At 71.7% G+C, this 18,616-nt stretch carries 16 protein-coding genes and 1 pseudogene; 9 read left to right on the top strand and 8 right to left on the bottom strand.

Annotated features, from left to right (window positions below; all coding sequences use genetic code 11):
• Positions 1–69 precede the first annotated feature (69 nt).
• The 4 genes from FGD71_RS04745 to yczE all read right to left on the bottom strand — a co-directional run bounded on the left by FGD71_RS04745 (position 70) and on the right by yczE (position 3,584).
• Positions 70–444 (bottom strand): RNA polymerase-binding protein RbpA, encoded by a 375-nt coding sequence (locus FGD71_RS04745; RefSeq protein WP_003977404.1) that lies wholly within the window; start codon positions 442–444, stop codon positions 70–72.
• 255 nt (positions 445–699) lie between these two features.
• A complete protein-coding gene (locus tag FGD71_RS04740; RefSeq protein ID WP_119099105.1) occupies positions 700–2,079 on the bottom strand; it encodes an MFS transporter in 1,380 nt (459 codons plus the stop codon).
• 63 nt (positions 2,080–2,142) lie between these two features.
• Positions 2,143–2,910: a glycerophosphodiester phosphodiesterase family protein gene (locus FGD71_RS04735; RefSeq protein ID WP_119099104.1), complete on the bottom strand. Its 768-nt coding sequence runs from the start codon at positions 2,908–2,910 to the stop codon at positions 2,143–2,145.
• Positions 2,907–3,584, bottom strand: a complete 678-nt coding sequence (yczE, locus tag FGD71_RS04730) for a membrane protein YczE (protein WP_119099103.1) — start codon at positions 3,582–3,584, stop codon at positions 2,907–2,909. The genes FGD71_RS04735 and yczE overlap by 4 nt, the downstream gene beginning before the upstream one ends.
• Before the next feature lie 99 nt (positions 3,585–3,683).
• Between yczE and FGD71_RS04725 the strand changes: the two genes are divergently transcribed.
• The gene (locus FGD71_RS04725) at positions 3,684–5,189 is read left to right on the top strand and encodes an SCO1417 family PLP biosynthesis transcription factor (protein WP_119099102.1); all 1,506 of its coding nucleotides are present in this window, start codon (positions 3,684–3,686) and stop codon (positions 5,187–5,189) included.
• A 30-nt stretch (positions 5,190–5,219) separates the two neighbouring features.
• Here the strand turns inward: FGD71_RS04725 and FGD71_RS04720 are convergent, their stop codons facing one another.
• Positions 5,220–6,770 (bottom strand): P-loop NTPase family protein, encoded by a 1,551-nt coding sequence (locus tag FGD71_RS04720; RefSeq protein WP_119099101.1) that lies wholly within the window; start codon positions 6,768–6,770, stop codon positions 5,220–5,222.
• A gap of 37 nt (positions 6,771–6,807) precedes the next feature.
• A complete protein-coding gene (locus tag FGD71_RS04715; RefSeq protein WP_119099111.1) occupies positions 6,808–7,002 on the bottom strand; it encodes a hypothetical protein in 195 nt (64 codons plus the stop codon).
• Between the two features lie 301 nt (positions 7,003–7,303).
• On the opposite strand from FGD71_RS04715, the gene FGD71_RS04710 reads away from it, so the two are divergent.
• The 5 genes from FGD71_RS04710 (at position 7,304) to FGD71_RS04685 (ending at position 12,852) form a co-directional block, all read left to right on the top strand.
• Positions 7,304–7,696, top strand: a complete 393-nt coding sequence (locus FGD71_RS04710; RefSeq protein WP_119099100.1) for an ankyrin repeat domain-containing protein — start codon at positions 7,304–7,306, stop codon at positions 7,694–7,696.
• Positions 7,697–7,994: 298 nt separating this feature from the next.
• Positions 7,995–9,413 carry a HEAT repeat domain-containing protein gene (locus tag FGD71_RS04700; protein WP_119099099.1) on the top strand — a complete coding sequence of 473 codons (1,419 nt, stop codon included), beginning with the start codon at positions 7,995–7,997 and terminating at the stop codon, positions 9,411–9,413.
• 219 nt (positions 9,414–9,632) lie between these two features.
• The gene (locus FGD71_RS04695; protein ID WP_119099098.1) at positions 9,633–10,757 is read left to right on the top strand and encodes a glycosyltransferase family 4 protein; all 1,125 of its coding nucleotides are present in this window, start codon (positions 9,633–9,635) and stop codon (positions 10,755–10,757) included.
• On the top strand, positions 10,754–11,992 hold the full coding sequence (locus tag FGD71_RS04690; RefSeq protein ID WP_119099097.1) for a glycosyltransferase: 1,239 nt from the start codon (positions 10,754–10,756) through the stop codon (positions 11,990–11,992). The genes FGD71_RS04695 and FGD71_RS04690 overlap by 4 nt, the downstream gene beginning before the upstream one ends.
• Positions 11,989–12,852 (top strand): SGNH/GDSL hydrolase family protein, encoded by an 864-nt coding sequence (locus tag FGD71_RS04685; RefSeq protein WP_119099110.1) that lies wholly within the window; start codon positions 11,989–11,991, stop codon positions 12,850–12,852. The genes FGD71_RS04690 and FGD71_RS04685 overlap by 4 nt, the downstream gene beginning before the upstream one ends.
• A 30-nt stretch (positions 12,853–12,882) precedes the next feature.
• On the opposite strand, the pseudogene FGD71_RS04680 reads toward FGD71_RS04685, so the two are convergent.
• Positions 12,883–13,715, bottom strand: a pseudogene (locus FGD71_RS04680) (putative hydro-lyase).
• Positions 13,712–15,031, bottom strand: coding sequence for an MFS transporter (locus tag FGD71_RS04675; RefSeq protein WP_119099096.1), 1,320 nt, complete (start codon positions 15,029–15,031; stop codon positions 13,712–13,714). Before FGD71_RS04675 ends, FGD71_RS04680 begins: the two are co-directional and overlap by 4 nt.
• 167 nt (positions 15,032–15,198) lie before the next feature.
• Here FGD71_RS04675 and FGD71_RS04670 point away from each other — a divergent pair, with 167 nt between their 5' ends.
• The 3 genes from FGD71_RS04670 to FGD71_RS04660 all read left to right on the top strand — a co-directional run bounded on the left by FGD71_RS04670 (position 15,199) and on the right by FGD71_RS04660 (position 18,538).
• A complete protein-coding gene (locus FGD71_RS04670) occupies positions 15,199–15,903 on the top strand; it encodes a GntR family transcriptional regulator (RefSeq protein ID WP_119099095.1) in 705 nt (234 codons plus the stop codon).
• Positions 15,904–16,020: 117 nt separating this feature from the next.
• Entirely contained in the window at positions 16,021–17,523 is a 1,503-nt protein-coding gene (locus FGD71_RS04665; RefSeq protein WP_119099094.1) for a hypothetical protein, read from the top strand.
• A 136-nt stretch (positions 17,524–17,659) separates the two neighbouring features.
• Positions 17,660–18,538, top strand: coding sequence for a hypothetical protein (locus tag FGD71_RS04660; RefSeq protein WP_119099093.1), 879 nt, complete (start codon positions 17,660–17,662; stop codon positions 18,536–18,538).
• Positions 18,539–18,616: the final 78 nt, after the last annotated feature.

Here is an 18,616-nt window from a genome sequence, read left to right as displayed (position 1 = left end):
TGCCGTACGCGTACGTACGGCACCCGCGGTTCCGGGTGCGCTCTGTATGCCGCCGCAGCCCCGGAGGGGCTACGCGGACTTGCGGCTGTCCCGCGGATGTACCGCGATGTTCATGGCGCCGGAGCGGAGAACGGCCAGGCGCTCCTCGAGGACCTCTTCGAGCTCCTCGCGTGTCCGCCGCTCCATCAGCATGTCCCAATGCGTGCGCGCGGGCTTGGCCTTCTTCTCCTCGGGGCCATCGCCATCCACCAGGAGTGCCTGGGCCCCGCAGACCTTGCACTCCCACTCCGGCGGGATCTCCGCCTCCACCGAGAAGGGCATCTCAAAACGATGCCCCTTCTCGCATGCGTACTCCACGGCCTGGCGCGGGGCCAGGTCGATGCCGCGGTCCGTCTCGTAGCTGGTCACCACGAGGCGCGTGCCGCGAAGAGCTCGCTCACTCATGAATCGTGCCTCCCGGGCTTGTCGCCCACAGGACAGGTGTCGCTGTCGTCGTCATCCGGTCAACGTCCGGTCGGCGGTAAAGATTCCCGTTGCGGGTCATGTGTCGCCGTCGTAGCCGCCCCTTGTTGTACCCACCGGCGCCCGGTTTGTCACATCTGAGAGCAGATGTCACCCAGCGTTTCGCTATCTTTGACGCGCAGTAACGGTACGCCAGGCAGGCCAAACGCGTACACTACCGCCCTTTGGCCCCGAGTGCTAAATCCGGTCCGGAACGGGGTTGCCGGCATCACGCACCGCCAGCCGCACCGGAACCCGCGCGAGCAGCACGAATCCGAGGACGAAGAAGGCGACGAGCGAGATGATCGCGTCCCGGTAACTTCCGGTCAGCTGGTAGGTGAGACCGAACACAAGAGGGCCGAGCCAGCTCATTCCGCGGTCGCTCATCTCGTACGCCGAGAAGTACTCGGCCTCCCTGCCGCTCGGCACCAGATGCGAGAACAGCGAACGGGACAGCGCCTGGCTCCCGCCGAGCACGAGTCCGATCCCGGCGGCGAGGACGAAGAACCACGCCGCCGAGCCCGCCGGCAGGAAGTACCCTGCCCCGATCGTCACCGTCCACGCGACCAGCGAGCCGAGGATCGTGCGCTTCGCGCCGTAGGTGCGCGCGAGCCGGCCCATGCCGAGCGCCCCGGCCACGGCCAGCAGCTGGACGAGCAGCACCGCGACGATGAGGGTCGACTGTTCGAGGCCCAGCTCTTCGGAGCCGTACACCGAGGCCTGTGAGATGACCGTCTGGATGCCGTCGTTGTAGACGAGATAGGCCAGCAGAAAGGCGAGCGTCCGCGGTTGGCGTCGCATGTCCCGCACCGTGGCGGCCAGTTGACGCCAGCCGTGCCGCGATGTCGGGGAGGCGGATGTCCCGGAATCGGACTTCCCCGAAGGGGACGTCGTACGGCGGTCGCGCAGCCGCCTCAGCGGGACGAGTGTGAAGACGCCCCACCAGATGCCCGCCGACGCCAGACAGATGCGGACCGCGGTCGACTCCGCGACACCGAAGCTGTCATGAGCCGTGAACAGCACCAGGTTCGCGACCAGGACCAGCGCGCCCGCCGCGTAACCGAAGGCCCAGCCCCTGGACGAGACCGCGTCGCGCTCCTCCGGAGGGGCGATCTGCGGCAGATAGGCGTTGTAGAGCACCATCGAGACGGCCACCGAGGCATTGGCGACGATCAGCAGGAAGCCGCCCAGCAGATAGCGGTCGCCGTCGAGGAAGAACATGCCCGTCGTCGCCGCCGCTCCCAGATAGGCGGCGGTGGCGAGCAGCGGCTTCTTGCGGCCCGTGCGGTCGGCCGCCGCGCCCGCCAACGGCATCAGGAAGATCGACAGGATCACGGACGCGGACACGGAGTACGCGAAGAAGGAGCCCGCGCGGACCGGTATCCCCAGCGGGTGCACGAATCCGTCCGCGTCCGCCGCCGCCTTGGCGACCGACGTCAGATAGGGCCCGAGGAACACCGTCAGGACGCTCGTCGAATAGACGGAGATGGCCCAGTCGTAGAAGTACCAGCCGCGTTGTTCGCGGCGCCGCTCGGCCGCCTCGGCGGCCGCTCCCGCCCGCACGGTGTCGGTGCCCACCCGTGCCCTCGCTTCCCCGTCGCAGTCCCCGTACGTGGACTCCGCGCGGTGTTGCCTGGCCGGTCAGACCCAGGCGCCGCGGTCCTTGAGGACCCCGCGCAGCGTCTCGATGTGATCGGTCATGATGCCATCGACGCCGAGGTCCAGGAGGCGGTGCATCCGCTCGGGCTCGTTGACGGTCCACACATGGACGTGCAGCCCGCGCGCGTGGGCGGCGCGCACGAAGAGAGGGTCGACCACGGGGACGCCCGACTGGGACTCGGGCACCTGGGCGCAGACCGCCGAGCGGCGCAGTGCCGCGGGGACGCCCCAGGACCGCAGACGCAGGCCCAGAACACCCCGGGTCCCGTACGAGGTCGCCAGGCGCGGTCCGGCCAGTCGCTGGGCGCGGGACGCGCGCGCCTCGGAGAAGGAGCCGACGCAGACGCGGTCCCAGCAGTCGGTGCGGCGGATCAGATCGAGCAGGGGGTGCAGCGCGGGCTCCGCCTTGACGTCGATGTTCCAGCGGACGTCGGGGAACGTCTCCAGGAGTTCCTCGAAGAGGGGCACCGGTTCCGCACCCGCCACGCGCGCGTGCCGTACGTCGTCCCAGGGGAGGTCCGCTATCCGGCCCGCCCCGTCGGTCACCCGGTCCAGCGTCGCGTCGTGGAACGCGACGAGCCGGCCGTCTGCGGTGGCGTGTACGTCGGTCTCGATGTACCGGTAGCCCGCCTCGACCGCGCGCCGGAACTGGGCCACGGTGTTCTCCAGGCCGTCCGCCGCTCCGCCCCGGTGAGCGAAGGCGATCGGACCGGGATGGTCGAGATAGGGATGGCGTATCCGCGGGGTCACTCCCGCAGTATCGCCCGTTCAGGTGAACCGGCGGCAACGACCGTACTGTGGCCCACGGCCGAGGGGACGGCGAACAGGCGAAGGAACAGCTGGGCCAGCGGGCCGATGGCCACCGCGTACACAACCGTGCCGATGCCGACGGTGCCGCCGAGGGCGAAGCCGGTGGCCACCACTGTCAGCTCAATGACCGTCCGCACCAGGCGGACCGAGAAGCCGGTGCGCCGGTGCAGGCCCGTCATCAGGCCGTCGCGCGGGCCGGGTCCGAAGCCGGCGGCGATGTACAGGCCGGTCGCGACGCCGTTGAGGGCGACTCCCGCGGCCATGAGCGGCACCCGTATCGCAAGGGAGCCGGGGGCGGGCATGACGGCCAGTGCCGCGTCCACGGACACGGCGAACACCACGACGTTCGAGATCGTCCCCAGGCCGGGGCGCTGTCTCAGGGGGATCCACAAAAGGAGCACGACCGCACCCACGAGGACGGAGGTGGCACCGATGGACAGCCCGGTCCGCCCGGCCAGGCCCTGGTGCAGCACGTTCCAGGGCTCCAGCCCGAGACCGGCCCGTACGAGCATGGCCGAACTGATCCCGTACAGCACCAGCCCCGCGTACAGCTGCAGGAGCCGCCGGGGGAGAAGTGGCGCCGGCGATCCTGACAGCCGAGGTGAGTCCGACAAGAGGTGCCCCCTGTGGTGGTAGTGGCCTGACCTGTGTCACCCTGTGGCTTGGAAAGTCACGTCATCCAGGGCCAATTCGGCGAAGGTGGACTGAGAATCATGGCGCAGTGGACTTCAGCCGTAGGTGCGACGCAGCTCGCCCGGCTGCTCAACTCCCAGCAGAAGCGCCCGGCCGGCCCCGGCACGCGCCGCCCGCCCGCCTATCGCGCCCTCGCCGACGGCATCCGGCTGCTCGTGCTCGAAGGCCGCGTCCCCGTCGCCGCACGGCTGCCCGCCGAGCGCGAGCTGGCCCTCGCCCTCTCCGTCAGCCGCACCACCGTGGCCGCCGCCTATGAGGCGCTGCGCGCCGAGGGGTTTTTGGAGTCCCGCCGGGGAGCGGGCAGTTGGACGGCCGTACCGGCCGGCAACCCGCTGCCCGCACGCGGCCTCGAACCGCTGCCGCCCGAGGCGCTCGGCTCCATGATCGACCTGGGCTGCGCCGCCTTGCCCGCGCCCGAGCCCTGGCTCACCCGGGCCGTCCAGGGGGCGCTGGAGGAGCTTCCGCCGTACGCCCACACGCACGGCGACTATCCGGCGGGGCTGCCCGCACTGCGCCAGATGCTCGCCGAGCGGTACACGGCGCGCGGCATCCCCACCATGCCCGAGCAGATCATGGTGACGACCGGGGCCATGGGGGCCATGGACGCCATCTGCCATCTGTTCGCCGGGCGCGGTGAGCGCATCGCCGTCGAGTCGCCCTCGTACGCCAACATCCTTCAGCTGATGCGGGAGGCCGGAGCCCGGCTGGTGCCCGTCGCCATGGCCGAGGGGCTCGCGGGCTGGGACATGGAGCGCTGGCGGCACGTGCTGCGCGACGCCGCGCCCCGGCTCGCGTACGTCGTGGCGGACTTCCACAATCCGACCGGCGCGCTCGCCGACGAGGACCGGCGGCGGCAGCTCGTCGACGCGGCGCGCTCCGCGGGCACCGTGGTGGTCGTGGACGAGACCATGAGCGAACTGTGTCTGGACGACGAGCTCGAACTGCCGAGGCCCGTCTGTGGGTTCGATCCGGCCGGATCCACGGTCATCACGGTCGGCTCGGCCAGCAAGGCGTTCTGGGCCGGCCTGCGGATCGGCTGGGTGCGGGCCGCCCCCGACGTCATCCGCAGCCTGGTCGCGGCGCGCGCGTACGCCGACATGGGCACGCCCGTTCTGGAGCAGCTGGCGGTGAACTGGCTGCTCAGCACCGGAGGCTGGGAGCAGGCGGTGGACGTGCGCCGGGGCCAGGCGCGCGAGAACCGCGACGCGCTCGTGGCCGCCGTACGGCGTGAGCTGCCCCATTGGGAGTTCGACGTGCCGCAGGGCGGGCTCACCTTGTGGGTGCGGACCGGAGGGCTGTCCGGGTCACGCCTCGCCGAGGCGGGCGAGCGCGTGGGTCTGCGGGTGCCGTCGGGACCCCGCTTCGGCGTGGATGGGGCATTCGAGGGGTATGTGCGGCTGCCGTTCACGGTCGGCGGCGCGGTGGCCGATGAGGCCGCGGTACGGCTGGCCGCGGCCGCCCGGCTGGTGGAGACGGGGGCGAACGGAAACGGGATGACGGAGACACCGCGTACGTTCGTGGCGTGACCCCCCCCGCCACGTTGAGCCGGCTCGCGTTCAGCCCTCCACGGCGACGCCCACGGGCTCCGCGTCCGCCGGCACCGCGCGCTCCGGCAGGAGGCTCAGGACCGCTTGACGGTGGGTCTCGCTCGTCGCCTCGTCGTACGGGTCCGGGGTCGCCGGAACCTGGAGACGGTGCACCGGGCCCGCGCCGAGCCGGGCGTAGCCGCGCCCGGCGGGCACGTCGGGGGTCGGTGTGGTGGGCGGGGCCGAACCGAGCACCGCTTCGAGCTGCTGCGCCGATGCCGGGCCGAGAACGACACGCGCGCGAGTGTGCTGTCGTACCCCGTCGGCGAGGGACTCCATGCCGTCGAACTGCTCGGCCACCACGACCGTGACACCGGCCGCGCGACCGTGCCGCAGCGGCACCTGGAGAAGGGCCTGCGGGTCCGGGCGGTCGTCGGCCGCCGCGAGGTGCCCGAGGGCGGTGGGGCGGTCCAGGAAGATCCAGAGGGGACGCTTCGTGTCGTCCGGCGCGGGGTGGCCCGCCTGACGTGCGCGGTTCGCGGCGATGAGGCGGCGCTCCGTCTCGTGCGCCGCCCACTCCAGGCTGGCCAGTGCCCCCGCGAGGCCGCACTCGACGGCCAGGACTCCGGCGCGGTCCGCGAGGCATGCGTACTCGCCGGTGCCGCCGCCCTCGATGATCAGGACGTCACCGTGCTGAAGCGCCTGCAGAGCCATCGAGCGCAGGAGGGTGGTCGTGCCACTGCCGGGGCCGCCGATCGCGAGGAGATGCGGCTCGGTGGAGCGCACGCCGGTGCGCCAGACGACCGGCGGGACGTCGCGTTGTTCCTCACCGAAGGTGAGGGGGAGCGTGCGCTGGACGCCGGTCGGGTCGGTGAAGCCGAGGACCATCTCGCCCGGTGCGGTGACGAAGCGCTGGGCGGAGATGTCGGTGGGCAGGGGCGGCAGCACCGTGACCGTGAGCTGGTTGCCCTCCTCGTCCCACGCGAAGCGGTACTCGCGGCCACGGCCAGACTTAGCGTGCAGCACCTGCTCGATGCGCGTGCGGGAGGCCGCCTCGCCGTCCGTGAAGTAGGCGGGGTAACGGATCGTCAGGTGCGAGAGGCGGCCGGTGTCGTCGAACGCGTAGGAGCTGAAGGCCTTCGCCCACTCCCCGCCGTGCGCGAAGAGCGGGGCGGGGTCCTCGGGGACCGAGAAGTAAGGGACGAGCGCTTCGTAGAGCGACTGCAGACGCTTGGTCTGCGCGTCGTCCGGTCCTGTCGGCCGCGCCCCGGTGCGGTCCCGGCCGTGCCACGCGGCCGCCGCCATCAGCGAGATGCCGGCGAGCAGCGGCCCGTAGGGCAGGAGGGCCACGACGAGGACGATCGAGGCGACCAGGAACAACAGCGGCCCGTGCCGGTCCTTGGGGGTGTCGGCCCACTTGCGCCGCCCGGCCGCCGCCAGCCGGCGCAGTCCACGGGTGATCGTGATCAGCGGGTGGAGGACGTCGGTGGCGCCTGCGGCGGCCGTCCGGGCCAGCTCGCGGCTGCGGACGATCCGCTCGCTGCCGTGGCTCAGAATGCGGGGGAGAGGGCGCCGGGCCACTGATGTCTCCTGAGGGTGCGTGTGCGGGGGTGGGGCGTCAGAACTTGATCCCGCCGAGGAGGCTGGCCAGGCTCTCGCCGCCGGCCTTGATGCTCGGCGCGAGGGCCGTGCTCGCCAGGTAGAACCCGAAGAGCGCGCAGACCAGCATGTGCGAGGCCTTGAGGCCGTCCTTGCGGAAGAAGAGGAAGACGACGATGCCGAGCAGGACGACGCCTGAGATGGACAGGATCATGAGGTTCTCCTGGTAGGTGGGGACAGTCACCATGAGTGCTTCCAGGGTCACAGCATGTATCCATACGATAAAAGGTGCAACTGAGTGAATTTCCTGGCATTTCGCCCCGAAGGTTCTGGAGTTCTGGCCGACAGGGCCTTCACCTGGCGGTCTGCCGGGCTCGCGATGATCTTTGCCTAGGGCGGGCCCGGTCATGTGCCCGCGGAGCCAGTACGCTGGCGATTCACTCGTACGGGCGCACCGCTCGCGGTCGTACGCACCCGCAGTCCGCACGTTCTCGCAGCGAGAGGTGGTCCGGCCGATGAGCGAAGCCCCCGACCCCGAGGTCGTGGAGCTGGCGACCAAGATCTTCGATCTGGCGCGCCGTGGCGAGACCGAAGCGCTCGTCGCGTACGTCGACGCCGGCGTTCCGGCCAACCTCACCAACGACCGTGGCGACTCCCTCGTGATGCTCGCCGCCTATCACGGTCACGCCGACGCGGTGCGCGCCCTTCTGGAGCGCGGCGCCGAGGCAGACCGTGTCAACGACCGGGGCCAGACTCCGCTCGCCGGAGCCGTCTTCAAGGGGGAGGACGCGGTGGTCCAGGTCCTCCTGGACGCCGGCGCCGACCCTGAAGCGGGCACGCCGTCCGCCGTGGACACGGCTCGGATGTTCGGGAAGTCCGAGTTGCTCGAACTCTTCGGAGCGAACTGAAGCACCCGCCCTGACCAGGCGAGACAGTGATTTTGGGGGAGGCGGTACGGGGACGCCGGAAATGCGGTCGCGGCAGCGAGAACTGCTGAGTCATCATGACGTCGTGATTCACGGACGCGATGGCTGGGCAGGCGTTGCCGCACCGCGTGGGCCGTGAGGGCCCGACGGGCCAACGACGAGAGGCAGAGGAAGATGGGCTACAGCAAGCAAGAGACGACGGGCGCCCCGACGTGTTGTCACACGGCCAGGTAACGCACGATCCCCGGTCGCGTCGACGCTTGATGTGAGGCTGCTTCCCATGTTCGATCCGGTCATAGCGCCCAGCGGTACGTTGCTCGGCCTGCTCCAGCGGGGCCGCGGCGACGGCACACTGCACGCGCTCACCGCACCGCGGGCCGAGGCGCTCGCGGCGCTGAACCACTGCGTGCTGAGCGATCCCCGCCACGACTGGCAGGTGGAGAACCGCTCCCTCTACTACGCCCGTCTCTACGTCGATCTGAACGGTGAGCTCGACGAGATCGAGCGTCACCTCTTCGACGCCGACGACGTCCTCGACACGGACGAGTCACGCACGGGACTCGCGCTCGCCGTCCTCGGGCACCTCGCCTCGTACGACAGGCGGGACGCGCTGGAGCTGCTGCGGCGGTACGCCGCCTGCGGCGCCAACTGGGCCTGGGCCCTGGACGAACTGGCGCTGCGCGACGACGACGCGGGCCTCAGCGCCCTCGCGGCGCCGGTCCTCGCCCGGTTCCCCGCCGATCCCGAGGGCGATGCCGAACTCGCCGCCGCCGTGCGCGACGCCTTCGAACCCCGGCCCTGGCGGCTGTGGGCCGAGGATCCCCGCGCATCCGTCGGGCCGCGTGTGCGCGCCGCTCAGGAGACCGGCTCCTTCGACCGCTGGCAGCGGCAGATGCGACCGACCGGGCCCCGTCCGGGGTGGAGCGTGCGGGCCGTCTTCGAGTGGGCCCAGCAGGGCCTCGAACGCGGAGCGGCACTCCATGTCCCGGCCGCACGCTGCCTGACGGCCGTCGCGGGGCCCGACGACCGCGCCGAGATCGTCGAGGCCGCCCGCCACGGCGACGACGGCGCGCGCTGTACGGCCCTTCGCTATCTCGCCGACGGCCAGGATCCCGACGTACTCGACCTGATCGAGGCCGCCCAGGCCTCCGGCTCGCGACTCGTCGTGGACGCCGCCCTGGACGCCTTCGAGCGGATGCGCAGCGTCACCGCCGTGGAGCGGGCGCGCACGTGGGTGCACCGGCCCGATGCGCTCGGAGAGGCCGCGGGGCGGGTCCTCGCCTGCCAGGGCGGCGCACAGGACAGCGAACTCGTGCTGGGCGCCCTGCGTGAGGCCGTACGCGGGGACGGGCCCGACGCGCCGACCCTGTGGACCCTCGTCGACGGCACCGGACGGCTCGGCATCGCCTGCGCAGCCCCCGTGCTGCGACACATCTACCGCGAGACGGCCTCGTCCCATCTGCGCGGACGCGCCGCCCGCGCGCTGGCCGCCACCGACCCGTCCTTTCCGGCCGGATTCGCCGTGGAATGCCTCTGGGACTGCGAGGAGACCACCAGAGAGATCGCCGCCCGGCACGCCGAGACCGGTGATGCCCGTGTGGTCGACCAGCTACGGCGGCTCGCCGCCGATCCGGCCGAGGAGGCCGAGGTACAGACGGCCGTGCGCAGCAGAATCGGCCCGGACACGTCCGCCGTGTGACACGGTCCGCGCCCATCCTTCCGTCCGGGGCCGCATGCCGTGCCGCGACCCGGACGGGGCTGTCGTGTGAACACGGGGTGACTGGTAGGCCAGGAGGACACACACACGCGCTGACCTGGAGGGTTTGCGAGGGCGGCGGCGCACAACGCTCATGGGACGTTCCTCGTACGGAAAGATCCACGTTGACCCGGCCACGTCCAGCCCGACGACAACACGGGTATGCGTGTCGTCATCGTGACCGAGTCCTTTCCCCCCGATGTGAACGGCGTGGCCCACTGCGCTCTCCAGACCGCCCGACACCTCGTCGCGCGCGGTCACGCCCCCCTCGTCGTGGCTCCGGCCACCTCTGCCGCGAACGACGCCGACGCCTCCGCGCCGTGCCCCGTCGTCCGTGTCCCCTCCCTTCCGCTCCCCGGGTATCCCCAGGTCCGCGTCGCCCTCCCCAGCAGGCGCGTGGCCGCGGCCATCACCGCACACCGGGCCCAAATCGTCCATCTGGCCAGCCCCTTCGTGCTGGGCGTGCGCGGTATGGCCGCCGCCGCCCGGCTGGGCATACCGGCCGTGGCCGTCTACCAGACCGACCTCGCGGGCTACGCCCGCACCTACATCAGCGCGGGTGAGTCCACGGCGTGGCGGCGTATCCGCTCCGTCCACGCCGCCGCCGACGTCACACTCGCCCCGTCCAGCGCGGCCCTGCAGGACCTGGAGGCACATGGTGTGCCCCGGGTACGGCTGTGGCCGCGTGGCGTGGACGCCGTCCGCTTCCGTCCCGAGCACCGCGACGAGGCGCTGCGGCGTGAACTCGCTCCGAACGGCGAGGTGATCGTCGGCTACGTGGGACGGCTCGCCCCCGAGAAGCACATCGAACTGCTCGCCGGGGCCTGCCGCCTGAACGGCGTGAAGGTCGTCGTCGTGGGCGACGGCCCCAGCCGGTCCGGACTCGAGGAGACACTGCCCGGCGCGACCTTCCTGGGCCGCCGCACCGGCGACGACCTCGCCCGGATCTTCGCCTCGCTGGACGTCTTCGTGCACACCGGCCCCTTCGAGACCTTCTGCCAGACCGTCCAGGAAGCCATGGCCAGCGGTGTCCCGGTCGTCGCGCCCGCCGTCGGCGGGCCGCTCGACCTGGTGGCGCACGAACGCACCGGGTTCCTGGTGCCGCCGCGCGACGAGAACGCCGTACGGGACGCGGTGGCGGCGCTGGCCGCGGACCCCGCACTGCGGGCCGCGTACGGGGCCGCCGGGCGTGCCATGGTCGAGGGCCGCACCTGGGAGGCCGTGGGCGACCAGCTCATCGGGCACTACGACCAGGTGCTCGCCGACCGGACGGTGGTCGCGGCATGAGCTCTTCGCTGAAGATCGTGCGGCTCGCGAACTTCGTGGCGCCCGCCTCGGGCGGCCTGCGGACGGCGCTGCGTGAGCTGGGCAAGGGATTCAAGGAGGCCGGGCACGAGCCTGTGCTCATTGTGCCCGGCGAACGCGCCACCGACCGTGAGACCGAGCAGGGACGGGTGATCACGCTGCCCGGGCCGCTGCTCCCCGGCACCGGCGGCTACCGGGTGCTCACCGACAAGAAGCGGGTGGCCCGGCTCCTGGAGGAGCTCGCCCCCGACCGTCTGGAGGTATCCGACCGCACGACGCTGCGGTGGACCGGCGCGTGGGCGCGCCGCCATCGCGTGCCGGCCGTGATGGTCTCCCACGAGACCGCCGACGGGGTACTGCGGACCTGGGGCCTGTCCGAGAACATGTCCCGGCGGGCTTCCGACGTGCTCAACACCCGTACCGCGCACACCTATGCGCGCGTCGTGTGCACCACGGAGTTCGCGGAGCGCGAGTTCGTGCGCATCGGTGCGCGCAATGTCGTACGCGCACCGCTGGGCGTCGACCTGGAACACCGGTACCCCGCGCTGCGGGACCCGGACTTGCGCGCCCGGCACGCGCGCGTGGGCGAGACGCTGCTCGTCATGTGCTCCCGGCTGTCCGTCGAGAAGCGGCCCGGCACGGCGCTGGACGCCCTGGAGGCGCTGCTGCGCCGCGGACGGCGGGCAGTGCTCGTCGTCGCGGGCGAGGGCCCGCTGCGGGCCCGGCTCGAACGGCGGGCGCGTGAGCGGCGGTTGCCGGTGACCTTCCTCGGACACATCGCCGACCGCGCCGTGCTGGCCTCCCTCCAGGCCACCGCCGACGTGGCGCTGGCCCCGGGGCCGGCCGAGACGTTCGGGCTGGCCGCTCTGGAGGCGATGGCCTGCGGCACCCCTGTCGTGGCCAGCTCCTCGTCCGCCCTCCCGGAGGTCGTCGGCTCCGCCGGAGCCACCGCCGCGGACAACGGCGAGGCCTTCGCCGACGCGGTGCGGATGATCCTGGAGCGCCCGGAGCGTGAGCGCCGGGAGGCGGCACGCGCGCGTGCGGAGCTTTTCGGATGGAAGAACGCGGTGGAGGCGTTTCTCGCGGCGCACGACGTGGAGCCGGCCGGGCCGGACGGGTGGAGCGGGGCGGACGGGGCGCACGGAGCGGACAGGTCGGCCGGGCCGGCCGCCGTCGTGCCGACGGCGGCCGCGGCCGCGCGGGAGGGCCTGCGATGAGACCGCTGCGGTTCGTGGCGCTCGGCGATTCGCTGACGGAAGGGGTCGGTGATCCCGTCGGGGACGCGTGGCGCGGCTGGGCCGCGCTGCTCGCCGACGGGCTCGCACCGGCCGACGCGCCCGTGGAGTTCACCAACCTCGCGGTCAGCGGGGCGCAGACCCGCGATGTCCTCGAACGTCAGACCCCGGCCGCGCTGGCCGTCCGGCCCGATGTCGCTTCGGTCGTCATCGGCGTCAACGACACCCTGCGCTGCACCTTCGACATCCATGCCCTGACCGCCCGCCTCGACAAGGTGTACGCGGCCTTCCGGGCCCAGAACGTGGTACTGCTCACCGTGTGCCTGCCCGACCCCGGCTCGATGCTCGGGCTGCCCGGCGCGATGGCCAAACCGCTGGCCCGGCGGCAGCGCGCCGTCAACACAGTGGTGCACGCCTTGTCCGAGCGCCACGGGGCCGTCCACCTGCACGCGGCCGAGGGGGCGTGGCTCAAGGACCGCGCCATGTGGAGTGCGGACCGGCTGCACCCCGGCGAGCGTGGGCACCGGCAGCTCGCTCTCCGCTTCCATGCGGTGCTCGCAAAGGAGGGCATCGCGACCGGCGTCGCGCCCTCGGCCGACCCGGAGTTCCCCGTGCCCACCCGGTTGGCGAGCCTGCGGTGGCTGGCCACCGCGGGCACCGCCTGGGTGGCCCGTCGCTGCACCGACCTGTTGCCCCAACTCCTCACCCTCGCCGCGTCCGAAGTACGCCATCGGGCGCGCGGCACCAGCGCCCGCCTCGACGTCCGCACCTCGCACGCGGTATCGGCGGCCCTTGCGGCCCTGACGGTGACGGAGCTGACGCAACAGCCGGACGCCGCATGACGGTGACGGTGACGGTGTCGATTCCTCCGGTCAGGCCACGCGGTACTGCTCGTCGCGGGCGTCGGTGATGAACATCTGGCCCGGTGCATGGGTGATGGCGAACGGCGGGCGCGAGGCCATCACCGCGGCCTGCGGCGTCACACCGCAGGCCCAGAACACCGGGATGTCGCCCGGCTCGGCATCCACCGCGTCGCCGAAGTCGGGGCGCGCGAGGTCCTCGATGCCGAGTCCGTCCGGCTCGCCGCAGTGCACCGGGCTGCCGTGCACCGCGGGCAGCAGACTGCTCTCGCGGATCGCCGCGGCCAGGTGCGTGGGCGGGACGGGGCGCATGGACACCACCATGGGGCCGTGCAGCCGCCCCGCGGGACGGCACTGACGGCTGGTCACGAACATGGAGACGTTGCGCCCCTGCTCGATGTGGCGCAGTGGCAGCCCGCCTCGCTCAGCGCCCACTCGAAGGTGAAGCTGCACCCGATGAGGAACGAGACGAGGTCCTCGCGCCAGTAGGCCACCACGTCCGTGGGCTCGTCGACCAACTCCCCGTCCTCCCACACCCGGTAGCGCGGCACATCGGTGCGCAGATCGGCGTCCGGGGCGAGGACGGTGGTCCAGGAGCCGGCGTCGGTGACGTCGAGGACCGGGCACGGCTTCGGATTGCGCTGGCAGAACAGCAGCATGTCGTACGCCCAGTCGGCGGGCACCGAGATCAGGTTCGCCTGGGTGTGGCCCGCCGCGTGGCCCGCGGTGGGTCCCGACAGACCCGAACGGAAGTGTGCGCGTGCCTCGTTGGGGCTCCACGCACGCGCGTGGTCGTGATCGTGATCGTCGAGCAGGTGCAGCGGCCGGTCCTGAGTGCGGTTCACAGAAGCTCCTTTCCACGCGTCTCGGGCAGTCCGAACAGGGCCAGTGCCGCGAGACCGTAGCCGATCGCGCCGAAGACCAGGGCGCCGCCGACGCCCCAGCTGTCGGCCAGGAAGCCGACCAGTGTGGGGAAGACGGCGCCCACGGCCCGGCCGGTGTTGTACGTGAAGCCCTGTCCCGTGCCGCGCACCTGCGTCGGGTACAGCTCGCTGAGGAACGAACCGAAGCCGCTGAAGATCGCCGACATACAGAAGCCGAGCGGGAAACCGAGCACAAGGAGCAGGGTGTTGGCACCGCTGGGGATGTTCGCGTAGACGAGGATGCAGATCGCCGAGAGGACCGCGAAGAGCCAGATGTTCCGCCTGCGGCCCAGCTTGTCGGTGAGATGGCCGCCGGTGAGATATCCGATGAAGGCGCCGCTGATCAGGAACGTGAGGTAGCCGCCGGTGTTGACGACGGACAGTTCACGCTCCGTCTTGAGGTAGGTGGGCACCCAGGTGGCCAGCGTGTAGTAGCCGCCCTGGACACCGGTGGAGAGCAGCACCGCGAAGAGGGTCGTCCGCAGCAGCCCGGGTGCCTCGGCCGTGCCGGGCTTGAAGATCGCCGCCAACGAGCCCTTCTCGCCGCTCTCCTCGCGGCGTTCGGTCGCCTTGGGCGCGTCCTTCACCTGACGGCGCACCCAGACGACGAGCAGGGCGGGCAGCGCCCCGGTCCAGAACATCACGCGCCAGGCGATGTCCTCGTCGAGGAACTGGAAGACCAGCGTGTAGACGATCACGGCGAGCCCCCAGCCGACGGCCCAGGAACTCTGGATCGCGCCGAGCGTGCGGCCCCGGTGCTTCGGGCTCGCGTACTCGGCGACCAGGATCGCGCCGACCGCCCACTCGCCGCCGAAACCGAGCCCCTGAAGGCCCCGGAACACCAGCAGCGTCTCGTAGTTGGGCGCGAAGCCGCAGGCCACGGTGAAGACCGCGTAGGTGATCACCGTGATCATCAGGGCCTGGACGCGCCCGATCCGGTCCGCGAGCACGCCCGCGGCGGCGCCGCCGACGGCGGAGACGACCAGCGTGACGGTCGTGAACAGCCCGGTCTGGCCGCTGTTCAGGCCGAAGTACGCCGACAGGGCCACCATGGTCAGCGGCAGCGTGAAGTAGTCGTACGAGTCGAGGGCATAGCCGCCGAACGCGCCGACGAAGGCGCGGCGGCCGCGCGGACCCAGGGCTCGCAGCCAGGCGAAGGCGCCCTCGTCGGTGGTCGGTTCACCCGGGTCGGCATGGGTACCGGGGGTCAGGGACTGCGGTGGAGGGGTCGTGCTCATGGCACCTCGCTAGGACGGAGGGAGGGTGCTCGGGGACTGAGCCGTGCCGTGCGCAAGCGGTCGACGCCGGGGAGAACGTCGGCGCCTGACAAGCAAGGTAAAGGATCGTTGAACGATCCCTCAATACCCATGTTGTTTCGTTCTTGTATCTGCGATTGAATTCGGGCGTGGCCGAACTGAACGAACTGGCGGACGATCGCGCGCTGTTGGGGCGTACCAGCACTGCCGAGCGGGTCTCGGACATCCTCAGGAGCCGGATCGCCGAGGGGTACTTCCCACCCGGTACGCGCATGTCCGAGGACAGCATCAGTGGCGCGCTCGGCGTCTCCCGCAACACACTGCGCGAGGCGTTCCGGCTGCTCACGCACGAACGGCTGTTGGTGCACGAGCTCAACCGAGGTGTCTTCGTACGGATCCTGACCGTCGAGGACGTCGAGGACATCTACCGCACCCGCGGCCTCGTCGAGTGCGCCGTCGTCCGCGGGCTCGGCGAACCTCCGTACGCGCTGGACGGTCTTGCCCGGGCCGTCGAGGACGGACGGCGGGCCACGCACGGAAGCGACTGGAAGGGCCTGGGCACGGCCAACATCCACTTCCATCGGGAGCTGGTGGCGCTGGCCGGGAGCGCGCGCACCGACGAGTTGATGCGCAGCGTCTTCGCCGAACTCCGGCTCGCCTTCCACCTGGTGGACGACCCGCGCCGCCTGCACGAGCCGTATCTCGCTCGCAACGGCCAGATCCTTCGGGCCCTGCGGGACGGGCGCCGGGACGAGGCCGAGGAGCTGCTCGCGGTGTACCTCGACGACTCGCGCCAGAGGGTCGTGGAGTTCTACGCGCGGCGTGTGGCGGACGGGGCGCAGGGGATCGGCTGAACGCGGGAGCGCGGGCAGCCAGGGACGGCCCGCACCGAAGAGGCAAACCCCCAGCTCCCCGGCTCGCCCAGTGGAGCGTTTCCGTCGTTGTCAGACCGAGGACCTAGTCTGTGCACCGTGACTTCGCCTGCATCGACGGACAGCGTTCCGCCCCAGCTCAGCGCGGGGCCGCGACCCGCCTTGGGCCCGGCCGCCGACGAGGGACTGGCGCGGCGGCTGCGCGCGCTCGCCTGCACGGCGCCGCTGCACGACCTCGACGTACGCAAGGCGAACCTCGCGGGTGAGTACTCGGTGTACGGGATGGCGGAGGTGGCCCTGGCCGCCATCGACCTCGTCACGCTGAACATGGACTTCGACACGGGCGCCGACCACGACCAGATCGTGGCCAGGCTCATCCCGCGCATCGCCGCGCAGGCCCCGCGCCGGCCCGTCGCCGAGCACGAGCGCGTCGCCCGCTGGGTCCTGGAGAACCTGATCAACGTCGGCAGCGTCGACCGCGGCTTCCGGGCTGTGTACGGCACGTTCGCGCCCGACGGCTCCTATGTGCGCCGCGACTACGACTTCAAGCTCCTCGAAGAGGTGCCCGGCTATGGAGGGAGCGTGTATCTCCGTACGACGGACGAGGCGGTCAACGTCCTCGTGGGCGCCCTCGACACGGACGTCACCAGCGCGCAGATCGCCGCCGAGGTCAAGCTGGAGGTGCTGATCAGCCGAGGCAGGCTCGCCGACGCGCAGCTCGCCGCCGAGCAGGCCCGCTACCGGACCGTGCAGTACTCCGAGACGCTCCGCAGGGCCCTGGACGCGACACGGCGCAACGTACGGGCGGTGGACTGGCTGCAGGCCGTCCCCGACATGATCGCCGAGGCACTCGACCACGTGGCCGACCGCTATCGCCACGAGAACGCGATCCTCACCAATATCCGCAAGGCGCGCGACGAGTCCGAGGACCCCGAGCACAAGCGCCGCGCCGCCGAGCTCGTCGATATCGTGAAGGACTGCATCCGCCGCCATACGCAGCTGCAGTCCCGCCTCCTCGAGGCCGGCCCGCTGTTCCGCGCGGAGCAGGACCGGCAGGCCTTCGCGACGCCCATGACCACGTCGGGGATAGACCTGTACGGGCATCTCGTCGCGCCCGTACTGCCGCTGCCCGTGGAGCAGGCGCTGCGCGTGACGGACGCGTTCTTCGCGCGCGGGACGGGCCTGCGGACTCCTGTGTCCGTACGGGTCGGGGACCTCGTCGACATACTGCTGACGCCGCCCCTGGAGCGCGAGCACCTCGGCGCCGAGATGCCCGAGCCGGATCTGATCGCCACGCCGGACGACAGCCGGTTCAGCGAGGAGCAGTTGGCTGCCGCCATGGAGTTGCTCGACCTGCCCGCCGACGCGCCGCGCCGGCTGTCCGGGCTGCTCGACGACGCTCGCCGTCAGGATCCCGAACTGCCGTATCTCGTCGCCCTGCTGGCCGTCCACGCGGCCAGCCCACCGGTGGGTACTGCCCACCGGCAGGGCGAGGAGAAGCTGCTGTTCTCGGTGGATGACGGGGTCGAGCTGGACGACTCCGAGTTCGGTGGGGCGGACCTCATAGTCGGCACGGCTACGCTCCGCTTGGAGCACCGGTGAACTGCGGGTCGTTCTTTGGGTGCGGGCCGATTGTGGCTTGTCGCGCCCACGCGGCGGAGCCGCATGATGTCATGCCCCGCGCCCCTGAAGGGGCGCTCGTCCTCACCCTCGTTATGCAGAGCAAGGAGCCCCAGCCGTGAGCGAGCACGTCGAGTGGAGTGAGCCGGAGGCTGCCGTCGTCCCGGCGAGCAGCGCCGTCACGCCCGCCGATGCCGCCGACGCGGCGCGGCTCGTCGCCTTCGGGCTGCAGCCGAAGCTGCAGCCCGCGCGAGACCAGGAGTACGCCGAGCTGCTGCGGCGGTATCGCGAGGACCCGGCGTTCGCGCGGCTCGCCGACGCCGTGGCCGCAGGGCTCGGGCTGGTCGTCCTGGAGGTGTCCCCGCGCGCGGGGATGGCGGTGACCGCCGCCGAGGACTCGGTGTTCGCCGTGCGCATGGGCGACTACGCGCGGCGGGCGTCCGCGGACTCGGGGGACCGGTTCCTGCACGGGCTCGCGCATCTCGCGGTGGCCGCGATGGCGTTCCCGCGGCCCGAGGACCTCGCCGACGACGGATACATCGGGCGGGTGTCGGTCCACGGAGTCGACGCGTTCGTACGGCAGGCCTGCCGCCGCCTGGAGGAGCGGGCCGACGAGCAGGGAGCGAACACCGACCCGGCCACCGACGCGCCCGGCCTCGAGGCCGCCTGGCGGATCTGGGCCAGGCGCAGCGCCACCGGAGCCACCAAGGACGCGCGCCGGCTCGCGGGTTCGACCACCGGCATCGTCGGCAAGGCCGTGGCGTTCCTCACGGACTCCGGGTTCCTGCAGCGCACCGGGGACGACGCCGGGGGGACGTACCGCACGACCGCCCGTTACCAGCTCCAGGTGCGCGACATGGCGGGCAGCGCCGCGATGGCCGAGCTGCTGGAACTGGGCATCGTGCCGGTCACCGACGGAACCGCGAGCCTGCTGCCCGCCGAGGACACGGACGACCTGGATCTGGTGGCCGACGCCGGACTGCCGTTCCACTCCTGACCGACTGCACCCCCGACCGCCCTCGGCCGACGCCGGGCGAAACCCCACCGAACCCGACTTCCCCTTCCGATGACGAGA

The sequence above is a fragment of the Streptomyces sporangiiformans genome (assembly GCF_005768555.2).
GTDB lineage: Bacteria > Actinomycetota > Actinomycetes > Streptomycetales > Streptomycetaceae > Streptomyces > Streptomyces sporangiiformans.
This window is presented reverse-complemented; position numbering and strand designations above follow the sequence as displayed.